This window comes from Rhodococcus sp. MEB041, from assembly GCF_030208955.1.
Classification (GTDB): Bacteria; Actinomycetota; Actinomycetes; order Mycobacteriales; family Mycobacteriaceae; genus Rhodococcoides.
The window spans coordinates 665713-686208 of sequence record NZ_JARVSZ010000001.1; the positions used below are offsets into that span (position 1 = coordinate 665713).

Genomic DNA, 20496 nt, shown 5'->3' on the forward strand with positions numbered 1-20496 from the left:
ATGGCCGAATCGCTGCCGGCGAGCCGAGTCAGCTCGGAAGAGGGGCCAGACTGACGATCTCCGATCCTGACTGCAGGATCTGAGCGCCGCCCTCTCCACCGACGAGAGTTTCGGGGCTCAGACGCTCGCCCTCCTTGACGTTCTCCAGAGGCGCGGTCCAGACATCGTCACCCGAGTGCAGATCGACGGCCACGAGATCGCTCTCGCGCACTGCGATCATCACGTCACCGTCCGTTCCGACCGGCGAGAAGGACTCTGCATCCCACAGCTGGTCACCGGTGAGCATGTCGAGTCCGACCATGGACCGCTCGCCGGACAGCACTCCGACATCTCCGATCACCGATTGCAAGGCGCCGTACGTGCTTGCTTCGTTGTATTCGTCTGCGGGACGGTCGATGATGAGCTGGTCGCTGCTCCAACGCTTCTCGCCGGTCGTCCGGTCGTAGGCGGTGTCGCCGAGAACAAACGGCACGGATGCGTCCGTCGGCTCGTCGATAATCAAGTAGGTCGACACGTCGCTCGCCGACTGAGCAAGAATCTCTCCTGTGCGCGAGTAGGCGATACCGCCCAGTGGCTCGTAGGAATCGCAGTCCAGCCGAGACCCGACCGAGACATCGCCGAGCGTCCGATAGCTGCCGGAGAGGCAATCGTCGAGGACGTCGGAGGCCCAGATCTGCTCGCCCGTCTCAGGATCGAATGTCGAGAAGCCACCGCCGACGTCGAAGTGCCCGGTCCCGTCGGCGACCGTGAGCTGATCCGCATACTGGTCCTCCCAACCGGCCCACGCCTGCAGGGGAGCCGTCCAATCGGCGGAGAGATCGTCCACCGTTCCGCGATGCAAGGTGACGTCCGCGTCTTCCAAGTTTCCGCTGGTCGTATAGACGTGACCGTCCGAGACTGTCATGGCGAACGTGTCCGATGTCTCCCCGTGCGTCGCGGACTCGCCAGTCGCGAGATCAAAAGTGCGAAGCGTCGGGTCGTCGGCGTAACTCGGTGTGATGCAGACCAACTGGTTATCGATGGGCTGATCCGCACACGACTGCAGGTCCGTCGCCGGCACCGACCACTCGACTGCGCCCGACCCTGTGTCGATCGACATCAGTCGGGCCTCCGTCGAGGGACCGTCCGAGTCCACGACGGCGGCGATGGTAACTAGGTGGTCGTCGATTCGGATCGACCCCGCGGCGTACGGATACATCGACCCCGCTCGTGGGTCGGCGAAGCGCGCACCGTCCAGACCGCTGTCCGCCGCATCCACGGTCCACGCAACTCCCGGCGCCGAGGGTGACGCGTCAGTGATGCGCTTGACGGTCGTCGTTCGGTCCTGGGTGACCACCACGACGGCAGCGGCGACCGAGACTGCAGCAACGGTTGCCGCGACGATCAAGCGTGTCTGCATCACTGGGAGATCAACTCCGGCGTGCGGGCGATGCGCTCGAGCTCCGTGGTGTCCCAGGGGTTCTCGGTGGCGATTGTGATGCCCAGGCCCGACGCGGTGGTGATCGACACCACCGTTCCGGTCTCGATCGGGACGGGACTGAGCACCTGCGGTTCTTCCTGAAGTAGCTCCGGCCGAACCGGGCTCCCGACGGTGACGGTCAGTCGGCCGGCAGCGCTGTTCACGACCTGACAGACTCCGTCTCCGTAAGGACTGGAACGTAACGCTCCCAGGGGTGGAACCGGGGCGAGAGCTCCGGAGTCCGCCCGGGCCAGCGCCGCGTTCAGTGAGTCCACGACGGGCGCGGTGAATTCTGTTGCGACTCCGTCCGTACCCGGGTACGACGTGCACTCGGAGATGTTGCCCGGCGTCCCCGGGGGTGCGGGTGTGGACGTCACGAACGCCGGGTCGGTCGCTATGCGGACTAGTTCGGGCATCGAGAACGGCAGTCGGTCCTCGCCACCGGTCGCTGACGCGTAAGCACTGATCTGCGATCCGTCGGTGCGATACGCGGTGGCGCTCCGGGTCGATGTCCGAGCGCCGTCGACTTCCCGCCACGTGTCCTGCCTGTCGACCACAGTGCCGTCGCTCATCGACTCGCGGCTGTCGAGCACCCCGGCGACACAGGGCGGCACACCGTCAGTCTGCTGCGAGACACCGATGCTGATGAATCCGGACCGATCACCCCGAGTGACATCAACCAATGCCGACGTACTGTCGAACTGGTCCTCCTCGGGGAGGTTCTCGTACACCGGTATCGGATCGAAATACGGGAGCATGCCTTGTGTGAACATGATGTCGGCAGGGAACGCGCGAACGAGTGCCTGCGACATGAGGTGCGCTTTCGGCCCGGTGAGCCACGGCGCATCGGGATTGTCGTATGACGACTCGCTGATGCCGGCCACTCCGAAATAACTGCTCTCCACGGGAGGATTGACCGTCTCGCAGCCCGGAATGGTGGTGGGGTAGGCAACCTCGGGTGTCACGATGTCGTACTCGGGAGCAGGCGGCGGCGGTGTGGTCTCGACCGGAGTCACTGGTTGCACCGTCAAGGCGGGTTCCTCCGGAGGCGCAGTCAGGCCGGCGACGACAACACCGAGCGCCACGATGGACACGACGACGAAGGTGGACATCAGCGTGTCGTGGCGCGGCGGCGTCTTCTCGTCCATGGCTCGTTTCTCACTCGGCTGTGTGATGGACGCCCATTCATACCACTCGTACTCTTTACGACGCTCGGCCACGAGTCGATGCATCGCCTCCAGACCCCGGCCCCGCTTCTTCGGCGTCTGACAGTCGATGCAATTAGTCAATTAGTGCACAGGTGAGTTCACCTGCTTTCGGGAACGTGGTGTGTCAGCGTGCTCTGCTATGTTGAAGTTGCCTCCACTCGGACGGCAACCACCTCATTTTTCTCACCGGGAGACGCATGCCTGAAAAGAAGATTTTGTACGTCGATCTTGACAACACGCTGGTCGATTTTCAATCCGGTATCGAGCGACTACACCCGTCGGAGATCGTCGGCTTCGAGAAAGACTTGGACGAGGTTCCGCGCATCTTCTCGCTCATGGATCCGATCAAGGGTGCGTTGGACGCATACGCCTTGCTCGCGAAACATTTTGATACCTATATTTTGTCCACTGCCCCGTGGAAGAACGCCCAGGCGTGGCACGACAAGGTCAAGTGGGTGCAGTGGCACCTGGGGTACGAGACGGGATCGGTGGCCTACAAGCGCCTCATCCTTTCTCACCACAAAAACCTCAACCGGGGTGATTTCCTGGTGGACGATCGAGGTGCCAACGGTGCAGACAAATTCGAGGGCGAGCTGATCCCTTTCGGCTCGGACGACTTCAAGACCTGGGCCGATGTCACGAAATATCTGCTACCGAGAGCGTGATCGCTTCGATTCACCGTCGGGCACTCGAAGCTGACTCAGGTCATCGGCTCAGCGTCACCCATCGACTTCAGTGTTTTTCCCAAAGGCGCCCAGCGATCTCGCTTCGTTGAATCGAGTGCTCGGACTCTGTCGGCGATGTCCCGTAGATCCTGAGCCAGCTGCTTTTCCTCGGTATCCAAAAGCTCGCCGTATCGGCTGTCGACAAGGAAGGGCGTGTGGTCGCTCGCATACATGGCGACGCGGTCCAGCATGATTTCCAAGTCACGGGCAGCGACGGCATCGTCCGGTGAGTCCGACGCAGACACGAATCGGAAGTCGCCCTCCCACAGTGCGGCTCGAACTGGATCCGGCCGCAACGTCACGACCGTACCCAGAGGACGTTCGTGCTTGTTCACGGCGTTCATGGCCAAAACTTCATGTGCGAGTCGGAGGACGTTGTCATCTGTCATCGACGCGCCGATCACGACGACGTGGTTCGTGGCCATCAACGACTGCACGATGGAGGCGAGCGGTCGACGCTCGGAGTCGTACCGGACGAAGTCGCGGCGGCTCAGGACGATGCTGTCGGGGGCCGCCACGTCGCCGTGCAACTTCAGGAGCCAGGAACGGTCGCCATGCACCTCCTGCCGTGGCAGGACAGAGATCGAATCGGATCCGTGAGCGGACTCGTATGCATCTTCGTACAATGTGTCGTAATTAGTGGTCACAGCCCTTTCCACGCCCAACGATGCCAGTAGACAGTGGGCCAGAGTCGGCGACTTCTGTGTTACGGCGCCGATTGCCCGGGCAGTGCGGGCCCCCAAAGTGGTTGCACCGCTTGCTTTTGACAGTAGTTGCGCCCGATCCAGGACGTTCAGTTCTGCGAACTTGGTGTCGTCCAAGTCGGGTAGCGTGTCGCTCTTGAGTTGAGACAGCAATTGGTCCCAGGTGGGTAGTCCGGCCGGAACGCTCACTCCGGCGCCTAGTAGCAACGCGACGTCATCTCGACGTACGGCGGATGCCAAGTCTTCGGCCGCCTGACTCCAGTGCGGGGGCGGCGGTCCCTCGCGCCTCATGGATTGGAAGGCTGCATAGTCTGCAGCGTTCTCAGCGACGATCACGATGTCGAAGGCCGACGAGCGGACGAACTCGGCGGTCCGCTCGAGCAGGGCCTTGATGACCGCGCCGCGGACGCCGTCGTACCCACCGAGGCCGACCCCGAGAGTGGGCATCGCGATCAAGGGCCTCACCCGGCCGTCCCCCGTCGGAGGATGGTCAGCACTGATCTTCCGCAGGGCATCGGCCAACCCGTCGATCAGCCAGGGAACCGATGGTCGTCCGTCATGAGCGACGTTGAGAATCCATGCCGGCCGATCGAAGCCCACCTCGTCGGTGAACCTACGGGCACGGCCCGTTCCCGCTGCGACCGGCGGTTCTGTGTCGATACCGAGGGCGCGCCACCACGTATGCCTCGGGACGAATCGGCTGCTCGCCGGGACGATCAGGACATCGGAGGCCACCGATTCCAGGGTCCCTTTGACCACGAACACGTGTCCGTCGGACCCGCCGTCGCGTCGGCCTTCTGTCGGCGCTGCGTGTGAACCATCAGTCGGTGGTCGGTGCATACAGCGGATCGTAGTGTCGTTCTGTCGAGGGCCCGCTACGTACCCACGGGTGATGTGGAGTGTCACGGCGACTCTTCGCCGGCGTGGCCCCGTGTCGCCGCCGTACGCTCGCCGGTGTGTGCCGGGTCAGCTGCATGAGTGGAGAGTGAGCGACGTGGACGACTTATCGACGGGCCTGTCGGCGACTGCTGAACTTCTGACCTCGACGGGCGACCTCGACGAGCCGAGCGCACCGGCCCCCTGGCTGGTGAGGCAGGTCCTTGCATCGCAGCGCGATGACGAGCAGTTGGCCCACTGGACGTCGTCGACGGTGATCGACGACAACGTGCAGGCACCGGTGTTCGACGAAGCGACCTTCGCCTGGCTCCACAGAGGGCTGACCGATGTCTACGACTTCCCCATCGGTCATGCGGGACTGATGCACACGTACGGCTATCTGCTGTCGACAGTGGTCACCCCGTACGGACTGAAACGTCAGAGGTGGCTCACGAGCGACCTGGCCGTCGCCTTCGGCAAGGAGCCCACTCACCTTCAGCCGACGGCATCCGAGACCCCTCTGATGGAGCGCGTCGCATCCACGGTCCTGCCCGCGCTCAGCGACCCGGTCGGAACCACACGCGTCGTCCTCGCCTTCGACGAGGTGGTCGACACCACCAACGCGATGCGCACCGTCTACGTCGCCGATCCCCGAAGCGGTTCGACCGCAGTCGTGTACGGACTGGTGACGAGTTCGACGGCCCGGATAGTCTCGACCTTCCCCGTCCAGCCTCTGACAGAAGAGTGGGCGCGCACTCGACTGAGTGAGCCGACCAGGTACCGCTTCAACTACGCCCCACCCGCAGCTCTACCGGGCAGTGCCTTCGAGGGGTACACGGAGCTTTTGGTCTCCCGCGTCTGACATTCGCATCAGCCGACCTCGACGACCTCCAACGCACCGTCTGCATGCGACCCGCGCAGCCGCTTCTTGTCGAACTTGCCGACACTCGTCTTCGGCACCTCGTCGATGAAGGTCCAGCGTTCCGGCAACTGCCAGTGCGCAACTCGGCCGTCGAGGAAGTCGCGGAGCTCCTCCGCGGTCACGGTCTGACCCTCGCGCACGACGACGGCGACGAGTGGTCGCTCGTCCCACTTCTCATCGGGCACACCGATGACCGCGGCCTCGCGCACAGCGGAATGCTCCATGACGTGGTTCTCGAGCTCGACGGACGAGATCCATTCCCCACCGGACTTGATGATGTCCTTGGACCGGTCCGTCAACGTGAGGTACCCACCCTCGGAGATGGTGCCGACATCGCCGGTCCGCAGCCACCCGTCGTCGAACTTGTCGGACGCGTCGCTGCGGTAGTAGCTGCCCGTGATCCACGGCCCGCGCACCTCGAGTTCGCCGACGTGCGTGCCGTCCCACGGCAGGACGGTGCCCGAATCGTCGACCAGGCGAGCACGGACAGCGGACACGAAACGTCCCTGAGTGCAACGCAAGTCGAACTCGTCTTCCGGAGACAGTCCGACGTCGGGGCGCCCGGACGTGCCGAGCGGCGACGTCTCCGTCATGCCCCACGCCTGGGAGATGGGAACGCCGTACTTCTCGTGGAACGCCCGCATCAGGCTCGGCGGGCACGCGCTGCCGCCCACGGTGACGTCGCGCAGGCTCGACAGGTCAGCCGGGTGGTCCTCGAGGTGGGCGAGCAGTGCCTGCCAGATGGTGGGGACAGCGGCGGCCGCGGTGGGTCGAAGCGTCGTCATCATCTCTGCCAGAGGCGCCGGTTGCAGGAAGCGATCCGGCATGATGAGCGACGCCCCCACCATCAGCGCGGCGTACGGCAGTCCCCAGGACATGGCGTGGAACATCGGCACGATGGCGAGCACGGTGTCCGACTGCGCGAGCGCCATGGCATCGGTCATGCAGACCTGCATCGAGTGCAGCCAAATCGACCGGTGCGAGTAGACGACGCCCTTCGGGTCGCCGGTCGTACCAGAGGTGTAACACATTGCTGCAGCGGATCGTTCGTCGAGCTCGGGCCAGTCGTACTCGTCGGGGTGGCCTGCGAGCACGTCCTCGTAGCCCAGCACCTCGATGTGGTCCGGTGCCTGCACCTGTGCGGGGTCGGCACCCACGACGACGAGGTGCCGCACGGTCGTCATGGTCGGCAGGAGCGGCGTCAGCAGGGGGAGCAGGCTGGCGTCGGCGATGATGACGCTGTCCTCGGCGTGCTCGACGATGTACGTGAGCTGCTCGGGGAACAGGCGGATGTTCAGCGTGTGCAGCACGGCACCCATGGCCGGCACGGCCATGTAGGCCTCCATGTGCTGCGAGTTGTTCCACATGAAGGTGGCGACGCGCTGGTCCCCGTCGATCCCGAGCGCTCGGAGACCGTGGGCGAGTTTGGCGGCGCGTCGACCGAGCTCGGCGAAGGTGATGTTCGACGGCCCCGCCTCGCTCCACGTGGTGATCGTCGCCGACGCGTGCATCGACGTGCCGTATCGAACGAGCTGGCCGATGGACAACGGGGCGTCCTGCATGGTGCTCTTCATGACTCTCCTGCCGGTCGATCCGCGAGGCGCACGACCTACGTGCCCTGTGTCACATTGTGCACACTGCGGCTCGGCAGGGACCCGATATCAGTCCTTGTAGTAGACGACCTGGTGTCCGGTGGCGAGGAGAGTGCCGCTGGTGCTCCACAGCTCGGCGGTCTGGTCGAAGTAGCCCTGATGGAATCGTCGTGCGTGCGCGGTCCCGAGGACGTACCCGTCGGACTGCGCCGCCAGATCCTCCGCCGTCGCGAAGTAGTGCACGGTGAGCGAGATGGTTCCGGCGGCGACGTACTTCCCGCGCCGCTGAAAGACCCGCGGGTAGAAGATGTCGCTCATCGACGTCAGGGACGCGAAGTCCATCGGGCGCGGGGGAGAGTCCCGGACCCACAGCGTCGCAACGGAATCGGCGGACTCCGTCTCGGTCAATGCACCGGCGGTGAACCGCATCTCGTAGTTGTTCGCCCAGGCGATGAACTCGGGGAAGTCGACCGTGTCGACGTCCGCGGGGTCGGGCATCGCGGGCGGCGACGACTCGAGGGCGTCCCAGGTGGTGCGACGCGTACCGAAGACCGCGGTCGCGGTGGTGGCGACCGTGCCGTCCTGGCTCAGCTCCAGGTACCAGTGCTGGTTGCTGCGATTCGTCCGCACGGCGCGAGTGGAGATCTCGAACTCGCCCTCGGCGATGGGCCCCGCGAAGTTCACGGTCAGCGTCACCGGGTCGCCCAGTCGATCGGGATGAAGCTCGACGGCCCGGACCAGCGTCGCGGCGGTGAGCCCGCCGAAGGGGCCGACCATGTTGTTGTACGGCGCGGAGGTCCGGCCGCGGTAGCGACCGTCGCCCAGAGGCTCGAGGGTGAGGCCGTCGTCGAAGGCGTGCGATCCGGGGTGAGTCATGAGTCGTCCTGATTCGGTAGTTGTATGCACCGAAGCATAACGGTGGTCTGAGTGGGGTGGTGACACCGCGGATCGACTGGCGGACTCTGTTAGCGCTAACACGTCGCAAAGTCCAGTTCGGAGGACCCGTTGACATCGTCGATGTTATCGCTCACACTCGCTGGGCGGTGTGATTCACACCACTCGACAGCAGCATGATCCGCAGCACGGCGAATCGAATGCCGGCCCTGCCGACCAGCCACCACCCGAGGAGACACGATGAAGTTCCGACACCTACCGGTGGCTGCGGCCGCGGTGGCGATAGCGATCACGGTGACCGCGTGCGGGTCCAGCACGAAGACTGCCGACGTCGCCCCCTCGGCGGGAGGCGACACGGCCGGCGCTCTGATCGGCGTCACGATGCCGACGAAGTCGTCCGCCCGGTGGATCGCCGACGGCGACAACCTCAAGAGCGCGCTGGAGTCGAAGGGCTACAAGGTCGACCTGCAGTACGCGGAGAACGACATTCCCACCCAGGTCAACCAGATCGAGAACCAGATCACCCAGGGCGCGAAGCTGCTGATCGTGGCGTCCGTCGACGGCACCGCCATCACCACGCAGCTGCAGGAAGCCAAGGACAACGGCATCGGCGTCATCGCGTACGACCGCCTGATCCGCAACTCGCCGAACGTCGACTACTACGCCACCTTCGACAACTACAAGGTCGGCGTCGACCAGGCCACGTCCCTGCTGGTCGGCCTCGGCCTGAAGAACGAGGACGGCACCGACAAGGCCGACGCCCCCGCCGGCCCGTTCAACATCGAGGTCTTCGCCGGTTCGCCCGACGACAACAACGCCACCTTCTTCTTCGACGGTGCCATGGAGACCCTGAAGCCGTACCTGGACAAGGGAACCCTGAAGATCGGCAGCGGCGAGTCCGACTTCGAGACGGCCGCGACCCTTCGCTGGGACCCGGCCACCGCGCAGAAGCGTATGGAGGACCTGCTGACCAAGACGTACTCGTCGGGCCAGAAGGTGCAGGGCGTGCTGTCCCCGTACGACGGCCTGTCGATCGGAATCCTGTCCGCGCTCAAGAGCAACGGATACGGAACCGCCGGCCAGCCTTACCCGATCGTCACCGGTCAGGACGCCGAGGTTCCGTCGGTCAAGTCGATCATCGCCGGTGAGCAGTACGCCACCATCTACAAGGACACCCGCGAGTTGGCGGCGGTCACCATCCAGATGGCGCAGGCAGTTCTCGAGGGCCAGACCCCCGAGACCAACAACACGACCGATTACGACAACGGTGAGAAGGTCGTTCCCGCCTACCTGCTGCAGCCCGAGATCGTTTACAAGGACAACTACGAGAAGCTCCTCGTCGACGGCGGCTACTACACCGAGGATCAATTGAAGTGAGTTCGGCGATGACGAGTCAGATCTTGGAAATGCGCGGGATCACCAAGACGTTCCCGGGCGTGAAAGCACTGCAGGATGTCACCTTGACGGTGGAGCGCGGCGAGATACACGCGATCTGCGGCGAGAACGGCGCGGGAAAGTCCACGCTCATGAAGGTTCTGTCGGGTGTGTATCCCCACGACACATTCGACGGCGACATCGTGTTCGACGGTCAGGCCTGCGAGTTCTCCGACATCCGGAGCAGCGAAGCCAAGGGCATCGTCATCATCCACCAGGAACTCGCGCTCAGTCCGTATCTGTCGATCGCCGAGAACATCTTCCTCGGCAACGAGCGGTCCAAGCGTGGGTTCATCGACTGGAACCGCACCAACTCCGAGGCCGCAGCCCTACTGAACCGTGTAGGGCTGCGGGAGAACCCGGTCACCGTCGTCAACGACCTCGGTGTCGGAAAGCAGCAACTCGTGGAGATCGCGAAGGCACTGTCCAAGGACGTGACGCTGCTGATTCTCGACGAACCGACCGCAGCACTGAACGATTCGGATTCCACCCACCTCCTCGAATTGCTGCGCGGTCTGCGGGACGAGGGCATCACGTGCGTGATCATCTCGCACAAGCTCAACGAGATCGCGGCCATCGCCGACCGGACCACGATCATCCGGGACGGTCGGACCATCGAGACGCTGGACATGCGCAACCCGGATGTCACCGAGGATCGCATCATCTCGCTCATGGTCGGCCGCGATCTCGAGCACCGCTTCCCGCCGCACGAATCCACGGTGGGAGAGGAGGTGCTGCGGATCGAGGACTGGACCGTGCACAGCCCTACCCAGCACGGTCGGACCGTCGTGGACAAGGCGAATCTGACGCTCCGTCGCGGGGAGATCGTCGGTCTCGCCGGGCTGATGGGTGCCGGCCGCACGGAACTGGCCATGAGCGTCTTCGGGCGCAGCTACGGCACGGACATTTCCGGACGGTTGTACAAGTACGGCAAAGAGATTCACGTCAAGTCCGTCAACGACGCGATCGAGCACGGACTCGCGTACGCGACCGAAGATCGCAAGCGTTACGGCCTCAATCTGATCGACGACATCAAGCGCAACATCTCCACCGCGGCCCTGGACAAGTTGGTCGCACACGGATTCGTCGACGACAACCACGAGTACGAGGTTGCCGAGGGCTTCCGCAAGAGCATGAACATCAAGGCTCCGAACGTGGAGGCCGTCGTCGGCAAGCTGTCCGGCGGCAACCAGCAGAAGGTCGTGTTGAGCAAGTGGATCTTCAGTGATCCGGACGTGCTCATTCTCGACGAGCCGACGCGAGGAATCGACGTCGGCGCCAAGTTCGAAATCTATTCGATCATCAACAGCCTCGCCGATGCAGGCAAGGCCGTTCTCGTGATCTCGTCCGAGCTGCCCGAACTGTTGGGGCTGTGCGATCGGATCTACGCGCTCTCCGCAGGCCGCATCACCGGTGAGGTGACTCGGGAGGACGCGACGCAGGAATCTCTCATGCATCTCATGACCCGTGGAACAGGAGTACTTCGATGAATCAGCTGTCGACCGTCCGGGGGCTGCTCACGCGAAACCTCCGCCAGAGCGGAATCTTCATCGCCTTCGCGTTGATCATCCTGCTCTTCACCGCGCTCACCGGTGGACAACTTCTGGTGCCGCAGAACATCAGCAACATGGTGGTGCAGAACTCCTACATCCTGATCCTGGCCATCGGCATGGTCGTGATCATCATCGCCGGCCACATCGACCTGTCCGTGGGATCGGTGGTCGCGGCCACCGGCGCCATCGCGGGTGTCCTCATGGTTCAACAGAACGTGCCATGGCCGCTGGCAGTGCTGATCACGCTGGTCGTGGGCGGACTGATCGGAGCGTGGCAGGGCTACTGGGTCGCGTACTTCGGCATCCCCGCGTTCATCGTCACGCTGGCCGGCATGCTCGTCTTCCGCGCCGTCACCCTCATCGTGCTGGGCAACCAGGGCATCGGGCCGTTCCCCGGACCGGTGCGGACACTGTCCAACGGCTTCCTCCCCGGATTCCTGGGCAACGTCGGCCTCGGACCCCTGGGCGGCGCAGACATCTTCACGCTGCTGGTCGCCATCGCTGCCATCGCCGGAATCGTATTCAGCCAGTGGCGGACCCGCACGGGACGGCAGAAGTACGGCCAAGTCGTCGATGCGCTGCCGCTGTTCATCGCCAAGGTCACGTTCGCCGGACTTCTCGTGCTCGCCATTGCTGTTCAGCTGGCGCGCTTCAAGAACCTGCCGTACGTCTTGATCCTCCTCGCGGTGCTCGTCATGGGGTACTCCACGCTCGCCGGCCGGACGGTGTTCGGTCGCCACGTCTACGCCATCGGCGGCAACATCCACGCCGCGTCGCTGTCGGGCATCAAGGTCAAGCCGGTCACGTTCTGGCTCTTCGTCAACATGGGTGTGCTGTCCGCCCTGGCGGGCATCATCTTCGCCGGGCGACTCAACCAGGCCGGCCCCACTGCGGGTAACGGATTCGAGCTCGACGCCATCGCGGCCGCCTTCATCGGTGGTGCAGCGGTGCAGGGCGGTGTCGGTCGCATCGTCGGCGCTCTGACCGGCGGACTGATCATCGCCGTCATCAACAGCGGAATGTCCCTCATCGGATCACCCAGCGAGCGAGTCCAGTTGGTGAAGGGTCTCGTCCTTCTCGCGGCCGTCGCCTTCGACATCTGGACGAAGCGCCGAGCCGCCAGCGGACGCGGAGGTGGACCCGACAAGGCCGAGAAACCGGCACCGTCCACTTACATGGGTCTCCCGGTTCCGGCCGAGATGTTGGGCGGTTCCACCGACACGAAAGCTGCCCCCGCAGCCACCGCGTCGCCGCCCGTGTCGAGGTAGATCGGCGCGGCGGGGCAGAACCTGCGATCCTGGACGACGGACGAGTGAACTGGGGGGGACTGTGACGCCGATTCGAGGGCCGGCCATGACTGACGTGGCCAAACTTGCCGGGGTGTCCCACCAGACCGTCTCGCGGGTGATCAACGGTCATCCCCACGTCACCGACGCGACCAGGGCGCGGGTCACGCAGGCCATCACCCAGCTGGGCTATCGGCCCAACACCGCGGCTCGGGCTCTGGTCACCGGAAGCAACCGCACCATCGGCATCGTCGCGACGGGAGTTGCTCTGCACGGACCGGTCTCGACGCTGTACAGCGTCGAGCGGGCCGCCCGGCACGCCGGCTACTCGGTGCTGGTGGGGGTTCCGACCTCGCTGGAGGAGGACGCCATCAACGCGTGCGTTCGGAGTCTGCACAAGCAGGGTGTCGACGGGGTGGTCGTGGTCGCGCCACTGCGTACCGACAACGGCGACATCGCGGGGCTGGCCGGCGAACTGCAGCTCGTCGCGGTCGAGGGATCGCCCGCCGGAGATCTCGCGGTGGTGTCCGTCGACCAGGTCCTCGGAGCGAGGGACGCCACGTCGCATCTCCTGGAACTCGGGCACCGAGAGGTGTGGCACGTGGCCGGGCCTCTGGGGTGGTACGAGGCCGCGGACCGGGTGAGCGGGTGGCGGTCGGTGCACGAGGAGCGGGGGATCGATCCGCCGCCGATGATGAACGGGGACTGGACCGCCCGGTCGGGCTACGCGGCCGGCACCGTCCTCGCGCAGATCAAAGGTGTCACCGCCGTGTTCGCAGGAAACGACTCCATGGCGCTCGGAGTGCTGCGCGCGCTCGACGCCCACGGGCGGCGGGTTCCCGAGGACATCAGCCTGGTCGGTTTCGACGATGTCCCCGACGCCGAGTTCTACTCACCGCCGCTCACCACGATCCGCCAGGAATTCAGCGAGGTGGGCGTCCGGAGCGTCGAGATCCTGCTCGAGCAGATCGAGTCCGGGAAGTCGAGCACCCGACGCTTCAGCATCGCCCCCAGCCTGGTCACCCGAGCGAGCACGGCTGCGCCGGACAACTGAGGAGCGGCCTCGGCACGTCCCGGCCCGTCCGATCGGAAACGACTCGCGCTGTCGGAACCGGCAGGTACGTTCTGATTCGTCGCGCTCGACCGGCGGCGTCGAACGTACGAGGGAGTGCCACAGATCGTGACCGTGACGGACACAGAACTGATCAACACAGTGACTCAGGCCCTGACGGACGACGCGTCTGTCACCGACGAGATCGCGTATGTCGTTCTCGCGGCGCTGGAGGGCGACGCCGAGCTCGCCAGCGAACTTCACGGAACCGTGGAACACGAGGCGCTGCAGCCGGACTCACCCGCGTCCCAGGACGGTCCCGTCGGGGCATTCGTGTCCTCCATCGAGGTGACCGGGTTCAGGGGCATCGGTCCGACGTCGAGATTGTCCCTGGTACCCGGGCCTGGCATCACGGTGGTGTCGGGACGGAACGGATCCGGCAAGTCGAGTTTCGCGGAAGCACTGGAGTTCGCTCTCACCAGCAAGTCGTACCGCTGGAGTGCGAACAAGAAGAGCGTCGTGTGGGCGTCGTCCTGGCGCAACATGCACTACGACGGCGAGGCGTCGATCCGTGTGGGGCTGACCATCGACGGGCGACCCGAGACCACGGTCGGTGTCGACTGGTCCGCTGGGGCGGAGCTCGACGATGCCGCATTCTGGGTTCAGGAGAAGAAGGCGGCGAGGTCGACCGGAACGGACACCCTGGGGTGGCGCGACGCACTCGATTCCCATCGACCGATTCTGTCGTACGACGAGGTCGGCCGGATGTTCGAACAAGAACCGTCGGCCCTCTACGACGCCATTGCGAAACTACTGGGTCTCGACGCGGTGGCGGCTGCAGAGAAGCGCTTGGCCGAGAGGCACGGCGAGCTGAAGAAGCCGCGCACCGCAGCGACCCAGTCGAAGAAGTCGGTCAAGGCGGCAGTCGAAGCGTCGAGCGATCAACGTGCCGCTGCGGCATTCCAACAGCTCCGCAAGCACAAGCCCGACCTCGACGTCGTCGCGGGCATCGCGACAGGTGCCGAGGCGGCGTCGTCGACGGTCGTGGCGGCCCTGCGGCGTCTGGCCACACTGCGGACGGCTGAGATCAGCGACATTGACCGGACGGTGTCGCGGTTCGAACGCGCCCGAGACGCTCTGTCAGCTGTGACCGGCGTGGTGGCAGACGAACAGGAACGGTTGCTCGACCTGTTGGCCAGCGCTCTGGAACTGCATTCCGGCGGTGACGGTCGACCGTGCCCCGTGTGTGGTGAGGGGATCTTGGACGACGTCTGGGCCGAACGTTCGCGACTCGCGCTCGAGGCGGGTCGAACGGACACCCAGCGCTACCGCGACGCGAAGTCGGAGTTCGATGCGGCAGCGCGCTCCCTGCGAGACCTCGCTCTCTCAGCACCGCTTGCCGTCGATGACACCGGTGGACTGGACCTCGAGGTCTACCGGGCCGCTCGTGACACAGCGCGGGCCGTGCCCTCGGACACGATGTCTCTGGGCGACCACGTCACAGCATCGCTGCCGGTGCTCATCGAAGCCGCAGCCGGAGTGCGAGAGCAGGCAGCGCAGGCACTCGCCCAGTTGGAGACCGAGTGGACGCCACTCGCGGAACAGCTCGCCCGATGGGTCGACCTCGAACGCGAGGCGCGAGCGGTCGAGGAACAGCTCACCCGCGTCGACGCCGCGCGGACGTGGCTTTCCGGGCACATCGATGTCCTGCGCGACGAGCGGTTGGCGCCCATCGGTGACCAGGCCCGTCGCATCTGGTCGATGCTGAGGCAGGAGTCCAACGTCGACATCGGTCGAATCACTCTGGAGGGCCGCGCGACTCGCCGTAAAGCCAGCATCGAAGCGTCGGTCGACGGTCAGCCGACGGGGGCCCTGTCCGTGATGAGTCAGGGCGAGCTGCACGCACTGACATTGGCGCTGTTCATTCCGCGTGCGACCACCGAGGGAAGCCCGTTCCGATTCCTGGTTCTCGACGATCCCATCCAGGCGATGGACCCGGCCAAGATCGACGGATTCGTCGACGTTCTCGTCGATCTCGCAGCCACCCGACAGGTCGTGGTCTTCTCGCACGACGATCGACTGCCGGCCGCACTGCGCCGACGGTCCATCGGAGCCCGACTCGTCGAGGTGACGCGCGAGGCTGGATCCTCGGTTCGGCTGGCCGAGGCCGACACGCCTGCTCAGCGTTACGTCACCGACGTTCATGCCACGGTGCGAGACGAGCTCCTACCCGACGAGGTCAAGCGTCGGGCAGTGCAAGCGATCTTCCGCTTGGCGATCGAAGCAGCAGCCTGGGATCGCTACGTCCGGACCCGGACTGCAGACGGCACGGCATGGGTCGACCTGGAGCGCACGTGGTCCGAGTCTCAGAGGACCAGGGCCCGGATCGCGCTGGCAATGGGAAAGTCCGACCAGGAGATCGGCGCGTGGTTGTCCTATCGAGAATGGAGAGGCGGCTCGCTGAACTACGCCAACAAGGGTGTGCACGGTGCCGGCTCCATCCCGACCAAGTCTCACGCGAGCGATCTGAACAAACTTGTCGACGAACTCTTGGCGGCGCCGTGACGACGCCCGCGGAGTTGCTCGGATACGCCCGGCGACTTCTCGAGGAGGAACCGGTGACCGGCCAGAATGCCCGTCTCGCAGCCGTACTCGCCCGGCAGGCACTCGAGTCGGTGGTCGAGGCGCGCTGCGCAGCGGTCGGCGAGGGTGTCGTTCACGCCAGCATGAAAGTAAGGCTGATCGTGTTGTATGCGCTCGCGCCGAACGACGAGTCGGTACGCACACTCGACTATGCCTGGGGCCGTCTGTCTCAGGCGTGCCACCACCACGCCTACGAGTTGTCGCCCACCGTTACAGAGGTGCGTACTCTGTGCGAATCTGTCGCCGGGTTTCTCGTCGACGCGTGATCATCAGCCCCTGGTCTGCCCCCTGATCGACGCCAGGTGTCCGCGCAGATTCGCCATCCCGTCCGCCGTCAGTCCGAGCGCCTCGCCGTGCTCGGTGGCGGCCGCCTCGAAGATGGTCACGAGGGGTGCGTACTTGCGAAGCAGCTTCGTCCGCTTGGCTTCGTCGACCAGATACTTCAGGCTGCCGGCGTTGTCGACGAAGTCGGACACCTTCACCAGAAACACCTTTGGATCGCGGATCACCGCCGTCACGTGTTCGACGTACTGCGCGACACGGTCCTCGCCGGTGCGCGGCGGGGTGGTGACAGCCGCGACGAGGCGTGCGACCTCCGCACCGAAGTGTGCCTCGAGTGCGCCGAGAGCCTGGCTCCCGCCAAGTAGATCGACGATGCGGTCGGACTGATCCTCGACGGTGTCGTGCAGGGCCGTGGCCACGAGTACGTCGAGATCAGCACATCCGTACCTCATGAGACGCAGCACGTTTCGAGATGGGTGCGTGATGTACGGATCGTTGATCTGATCGCCGCGAGTGGTGCGGCGCTGCATCAGATGGGCGTAGGACGCCACGGCGAGAGCATCCTCGAGCGGTGAGGTCTCGAGTCCTCGACCGCGCGCCTCGTACTGGATGGCGTGGGCGAGCAGTGACGGGTCCATCTCCTTCAACGGCACGTCATTCAGTGCGCGGGTGAGGGCGTCGGGCGTCGATGTCATGGGGTCCTCTCGTGGGACTGTCAGGAGGTGCGGGGGAGTTCGTCGACGAACTCGTACGAGCAGCCCAGCGCACTGCGCTCGTCGGTCACGCCGTTCTGCCGGAACCATGCGACGCACGCGTTGGCGATGAGCTGGGTGTCGCGGCTGAACAGATAGCCGTCCGTGCAGTCGTCGAAGTGGTCGTCGTGATGCCAGTGATCCAGCTCCAACCCCTCGACACCATGGTCGGCCAGTCGGAGTCGCTGGAGAACGGCTCGCGATCGGCGCACCATGTACACGCCGTCGTCGAGGACGTGGATCTGCGCGTTGAACACGTCCCTCTCGTCGTCGGGGTCGTAGTCGCTGGGACCGAGTTCGATGATCAGGCCGGCGGGCTTGTCGAACATCGATTCCATCAACCATGCTGCGGTGCCCTCGGAGTCGTCGACGGGCAGAACTCGGCCGTATCCGTCGGTGATGTTGTCGAGGAGTCCACCGCGGGGCAGGGGAGCGATCCATGCGTCGATGGCGTCGCCGTTCCTCCGAAGGTTCGCAACGCCGTCGTCGGTCAACCAGGCGGGGCCGTGGAAGAACTGCTCGACGCCCGACATGCCGTCCGAGTTGGTGTACTTCGCGTACCAGTTGTCCAGGTCGACATCCTTGTCGGTGACGACGACGCATCTGGTGCCGTCGATGCGGAGTGCGTACTGCCACTCCGGGATTGCCGTCGGCCGATTGTCGGCGCGCGGACGAGAGTGCTCTCGTTTCCATACCGCGGTCTCGACCGTCCTGATGCGTGTGATGGACCACGCGTTGCTGATGACATGGAGGGATTTGGCGGTGAGTTGGCAGGCCCAGGAGACGTCCCAGTCGCGCCTCGACACGATGATGTGCCGACGCCCGTTGTCGGCGACGACGACGTCCGCGCGTTCCCTGGACCGGAAGTAGTCGGACAGCTCCACGTCATCGACGAGCTCGTCGTACGGCTCGATTTCGATGATGACGGTGTACCGCGTGCCCTCACTCGCCGGCAGTCGGCGAGTGCGAGGGAGGCGACTGTCAGCCATGTGAGGGCTGGTGGACCAGAGGTCCGATCGGCTCGTCTCGACGCCGAGGACGGTCCACTCCTCTGCCAGCCTGTCGACGGCGTGGAGGGCGGCCTGTCCGGAGACCCACCAGCCGCTGCCGGGTACGTCGAGGACGACGCGTGCATGACCGAGCAGTGAACGGTCGATCCTGGCCGCGTCGTCACCGACCAGGTGCAGCAGCCGGAGGTACTCGTCCGGTTCGATCTGGTCGAAGGGCCGGTCGATCTCGACGGCGACGGTGAATCCGGGATTGCCGGCGGGGATACCGCCCAAGCCGCGACTGTCGTGGTCCATGGGTTCTCGATTCTGTGCGAACAGCTAGCTCGACGTCGGAGAACCGAGCGTCGGTGGCAGGAATCATCCGTCTGCCTACTCACTGTTTACAGCAGGGCACCGACACGTTTCGGGCACCTGCGCGCACCGAGATGCCCACGACTCGGCGTTGGTGCCAGGCATGCTCGATCGCGGCCGAGCTACTTCGTGCGCGACTCAGCCTTCGTGTTCCGATTCCGCTCGATCGCCGCACGGACCAGTCCGGCTAATGCCTCCGTGTCGACGATGTCACCTTCGAAGAGTTCGTACGAGCGCCGCTGCTTCCCGCCGAGCTCACCGTTGAAGATGCCCTTCGGGTCGTCCAGCGCCGCCCCGTACTGGAAGCCGAGCTTCACTTTCGCTTTGAAGGTGTCGCCGACGATGAGCGGCCCGTCGAGATCCCGGGCGGGGGAGCCTATGTACTTCCAGCCCTCGACGATGCAGTCGTCCATCGAGAAATCACCCGTCGTGCTTCCGCCAGGGCGTCACCGCGCCAGTCGGGGTGTCGGGCGATCAGGCCGTCGATCTCGGCACTCGGTTCCATGGCTGCTCCTCCGTCCACTGCGCGATCACAGCAGTACGGCGGCTCCGATCCGAAGTGACTCGCTGCGTTCAGGTCAGCTCAACGTCATGTACGGCGTCCACACCGTGAACGAGTGACCCATCGAGGAACAGTTCAGCGATCCCTTGAAGCCGATGTAGCAGGTGGCCCCGCCGTAGCTGAGCGAGCCACCGAGGGGAGTGCTCCCGGCACGCCCACGCGGGCCGCCGATCCCGAAGGTCGGGTGAGCCGGGAACCACGGCACGTCGATCGCCACGTCGTAGACCACGGGGGCGAAGGGGATCTGGGTGAGGTACTCGCCGCCCGGAAGATCGCAACCCACGACCCCCGCCGGGGTAATGGAACAGTTGGCGGCGCCGGTGGAGAAGTACGCGACATCGCCCTGCAGGAAGGCCGCCGGATCGACGGGCACCGGTGCGGGGTAGTCGACCGCGGACGCGGTGCCGGCACCGACGACGGACATCGTCGCGGCAGTGATGCCGACGAACGCGGCTCCGGCGAGCTTCGTGAGCGAGCGCATGAGGATCCTCTCGGGTGGTCTGGTGTCCTCAGTGTGTCTGCATCTCCGGGCTACTCGTTACTCTGCCGAATGGTTTGTGACCATTTCGTTGTTCTTGCGCGCTGGGCGTGGTGTCCCATTCCTCCGATGTCGGACGCGGGAACCCGCTCGACAGGGCGGACAGTGGAACACCACGCCCGGGTCAGGCCCGAACCGTCATACCCACCCCACGCCCATCAGTGGCTGGTGGTGGGCACAGATGGAGTACTCGGGCTCCCACGGGAAGTGGCCGTCGACGTCCGGCCACACCAGTTGCAGCGCAGTGAAGTCCGAGTACAGCGCACCGGTGACCACCATGTCCGCGGTATTGACGGCCTGAATGACCACGATGTCCGGTTCGTCGCCGGTCGCACTGCGGATCGTGATCCCGGACGACAGTGCGAGACCGGCGACCATCTGCGACGCCATGTCGTGGAGCAGGCTCCCCGACAGATGGAACGGCAGTCCGTAGACGATCAGTTCGGGCAACGACCTGCTGGTGAGGCCCGTCGTGTACGCGACGTCGGGTACCTCGTGATCCGACCCGGCCACGGCGGTCACCGCCCACCCGTGGCGCGCGATCTTCCTCTTGATGTCCGGCACTGAGACGCACCCTCTGCACATAGTTTCCCCCCGGAAGTCGATGCGGAGGAGGAAGGTAACGCGGCGGTACGACAGGCGGTGCAGCTCTGG

Annotated in this window: 18 protein-coding genes; 8 read left to right on the plus strand and 10 right to left on the minus strand. The window is 65.0% G+C overall.

Annotated elements, in window-relative coordinates; all coding sequences use genetic code 11:
- Positions 1-28: 28 nt before the first annotated feature.
- Positions 29-1399, minus strand: coding sequence for an outer membrane protein assembly factor BamB family protein (locus tag QRN16_RS03130; RefSeq protein ID WP_285184587.1), 1371 nt, complete (start codon positions 1397-1399; stop codon positions 29-31).
- Positions 1399-2607, minus strand: coding sequence for a hypothetical protein (locus tag QRN16_RS03135; protein WP_285184588.1), 1209 nt, complete (start codon positions 2605-2607; stop codon positions 1399-1401). The genes QRN16_RS03130 and QRN16_RS03135 overlap by 1 nt, the downstream gene beginning before the upstream one ends.
- A 257-nt stretch (positions 2608-2864) precedes the next feature.
- On the opposite strand from QRN16_RS03135, the gene QRN16_RS03140 reads away from it, so the two are divergent.
- A complete protein-coding gene (locus tag QRN16_RS03140) occupies positions 2865-3332 on the plus strand; it encodes a 5' nucleotidase, NT5C type (RefSeq protein ID WP_285184589.1) in 468 nt (155 codons plus the stop codon).
- A 35-nt stretch (positions 3333-3367) separates the two neighbouring features.
- Here QRN16_RS03140 and QRN16_RS03145 read toward each other — a convergent pair whose 3' ends face one another.
- A complete protein-coding gene (locus QRN16_RS03145; RefSeq protein WP_285184590.1) occupies positions 3368-4831 on the minus strand; it encodes an SIR2 family protein in 1464 nt (487 codons plus the stop codon).
- Positions 4832-5090: 259 nt separating this feature from the next.
- On the opposite strand from QRN16_RS03145, the gene QRN16_RS03150 reads away from it, so the two are divergent.
- Positions 5091-5834 (plus strand): hypothetical protein, encoded by a 744-nt coding sequence (locus tag QRN16_RS03150; protein ID WP_285184591.1) that lies wholly within the window; start codon positions 5091-5093, stop codon positions 5832-5834.
- Positions 5835-5842: 8 nt separating this feature from the next.
- Here QRN16_RS03150 and QRN16_RS03155 read toward each other — a convergent pair whose 3' ends face one another.
- Together QRN16_RS03155 and QRN16_RS03160 are read right to left on the minus strand one after the other, a co-directional pair.
- Positions 5843-7468, minus strand: a complete 1626-nt coding sequence (locus QRN16_RS03155; RefSeq protein ID WP_285184592.1) for a long-chain fatty acid--CoA ligase — start codon at positions 7466-7468, stop codon at positions 5843-5845.
- An 87-nt stretch (positions 7469-7555) separates the two neighbouring features.
- A complete protein-coding gene (locus tag QRN16_RS03160; RefSeq protein ID WP_222630734.1) occupies positions 7556-8362 on the minus strand; it encodes an acyl-CoA thioesterase in 807 nt (268 codons plus the stop codon).
- Positions 8363-8620: 258 nt separating this feature from the next.
- Between QRN16_RS03160 and chvE the strand changes: the two genes are divergently transcribed.
- The 6 genes from chvE to QRN16_RS03190 all read left to right on the plus strand — a co-directional run bounded on the left by chvE (position 8621) and on the right by QRN16_RS03190 (position 16613).
- A complete protein-coding gene (gene chvE, locus QRN16_RS03165) occupies positions 8621-9757 on the plus strand; it encodes a multiple monosaccharide ABC transporter substrate-binding protein (RefSeq protein ID WP_056448189.1) in 1137 nt (378 codons plus the stop codon).
- A gap of 8 nt (positions 9758-9765) precedes the next feature.
- Entirely contained in the window at positions 9766-11304 is a 1539-nt protein-coding gene (mmsA, locus tag QRN16_RS03170) for a multiple monosaccharide ABC transporter ATP-binding protein (RefSeq protein WP_285184593.1), read from the plus strand.
- On the plus strand, positions 11301-12635 hold the full coding sequence (mmsB, locus tag QRN16_RS03175; RefSeq protein ID WP_285184594.1) for a multiple monosaccharide ABC transporter permease: 1335 nt from the start codon (positions 11301-11303) through the stop codon (positions 12633-12635). Before mmsA ends, mmsB begins: the two co-directional genes overlap by 4 nt.
- Positions 12636-12720: 85 nt before the next feature.
- Complete coding sequence (locus QRN16_RS03180) at positions 12721-13707, plus strand: LacI family DNA-binding transcriptional regulator (RefSeq protein ID WP_285184595.1); 987 nt, start codon at positions 12721-12723, stop codon at positions 13705-13707.
- Positions 13708-13839: 132 nt separating this feature from the next.
- The gene (locus tag QRN16_RS03185; protein WP_285184596.1) at positions 13840-16269 is read left to right on the plus strand and encodes an AAA family ATPase; all 2430 of its coding nucleotides are present in this window, start codon (positions 13840-13842) and stop codon (positions 16267-16269) included.
- Complete coding sequence (locus QRN16_RS03190) at positions 16266-16613, plus strand: hypothetical protein (protein WP_285184597.1); 348 nt, start codon at positions 16266-16268, stop codon at positions 16611-16613. The genes QRN16_RS03185 and QRN16_RS03190 overlap by 4 nt, the downstream gene beginning before the upstream one ends.
- 3 nt (positions 16614-16616) lie before the next feature.
- Here the strand turns inward: QRN16_RS03190 and QRN16_RS03195 are convergent, their stop codons facing one another.
- The 5 genes from QRN16_RS03195 to QRN16_RS03215 all read right to left on the minus strand — a co-directional run bounded on the left by QRN16_RS03195 (position 16617) and on the right by QRN16_RS03215 (position 20406).
- Positions 16617-17324 carry an HD domain-containing protein gene (locus QRN16_RS03195; RefSeq protein WP_285184598.1) on the minus strand — a complete coding sequence of 236 codons (708 nt, stop codon included), beginning with the start codon at positions 17322-17324 and terminating at the stop codon, positions 16617-16619.
- A 20-nt stretch (positions 17325-17344) separates the two neighbouring features.
- On the minus strand, positions 17345-18685 hold the full coding sequence (locus QRN16_RS21795; protein WP_350310201.1) for a hypothetical protein: 1341 nt from the start codon (positions 18683-18685) through the stop codon (positions 17345-17347).
- 179 nt (positions 18686-18864) lie between these two features.
- A complete protein-coding gene (locus tag QRN16_RS03205; RefSeq protein WP_285184599.1) occupies positions 18865-19155 on the minus strand; it encodes a DUF1801 domain-containing protein in 291 nt (96 codons plus the stop codon).
- Positions 19156-19320: 165 nt separating this feature from the next.
- The gene (locus tag QRN16_RS03210; protein WP_027504884.1) at positions 19321-19785 is read right to left on the minus strand and encodes a hypothetical protein; all 465 of its coding nucleotides are present in this window, start codon (positions 19783-19785) and stop codon (positions 19321-19323) included.
- 195 nt (positions 19786-19980) lie between these two features.
- Positions 19981-20406, minus strand: a complete 426-nt coding sequence (locus QRN16_RS03215; protein ID WP_056695792.1) for a DUF4262 domain-containing protein — start codon at positions 20404-20406, stop codon at positions 19981-19983.
- Positions 20407-20496 lie beyond the last annotated feature (90 nt).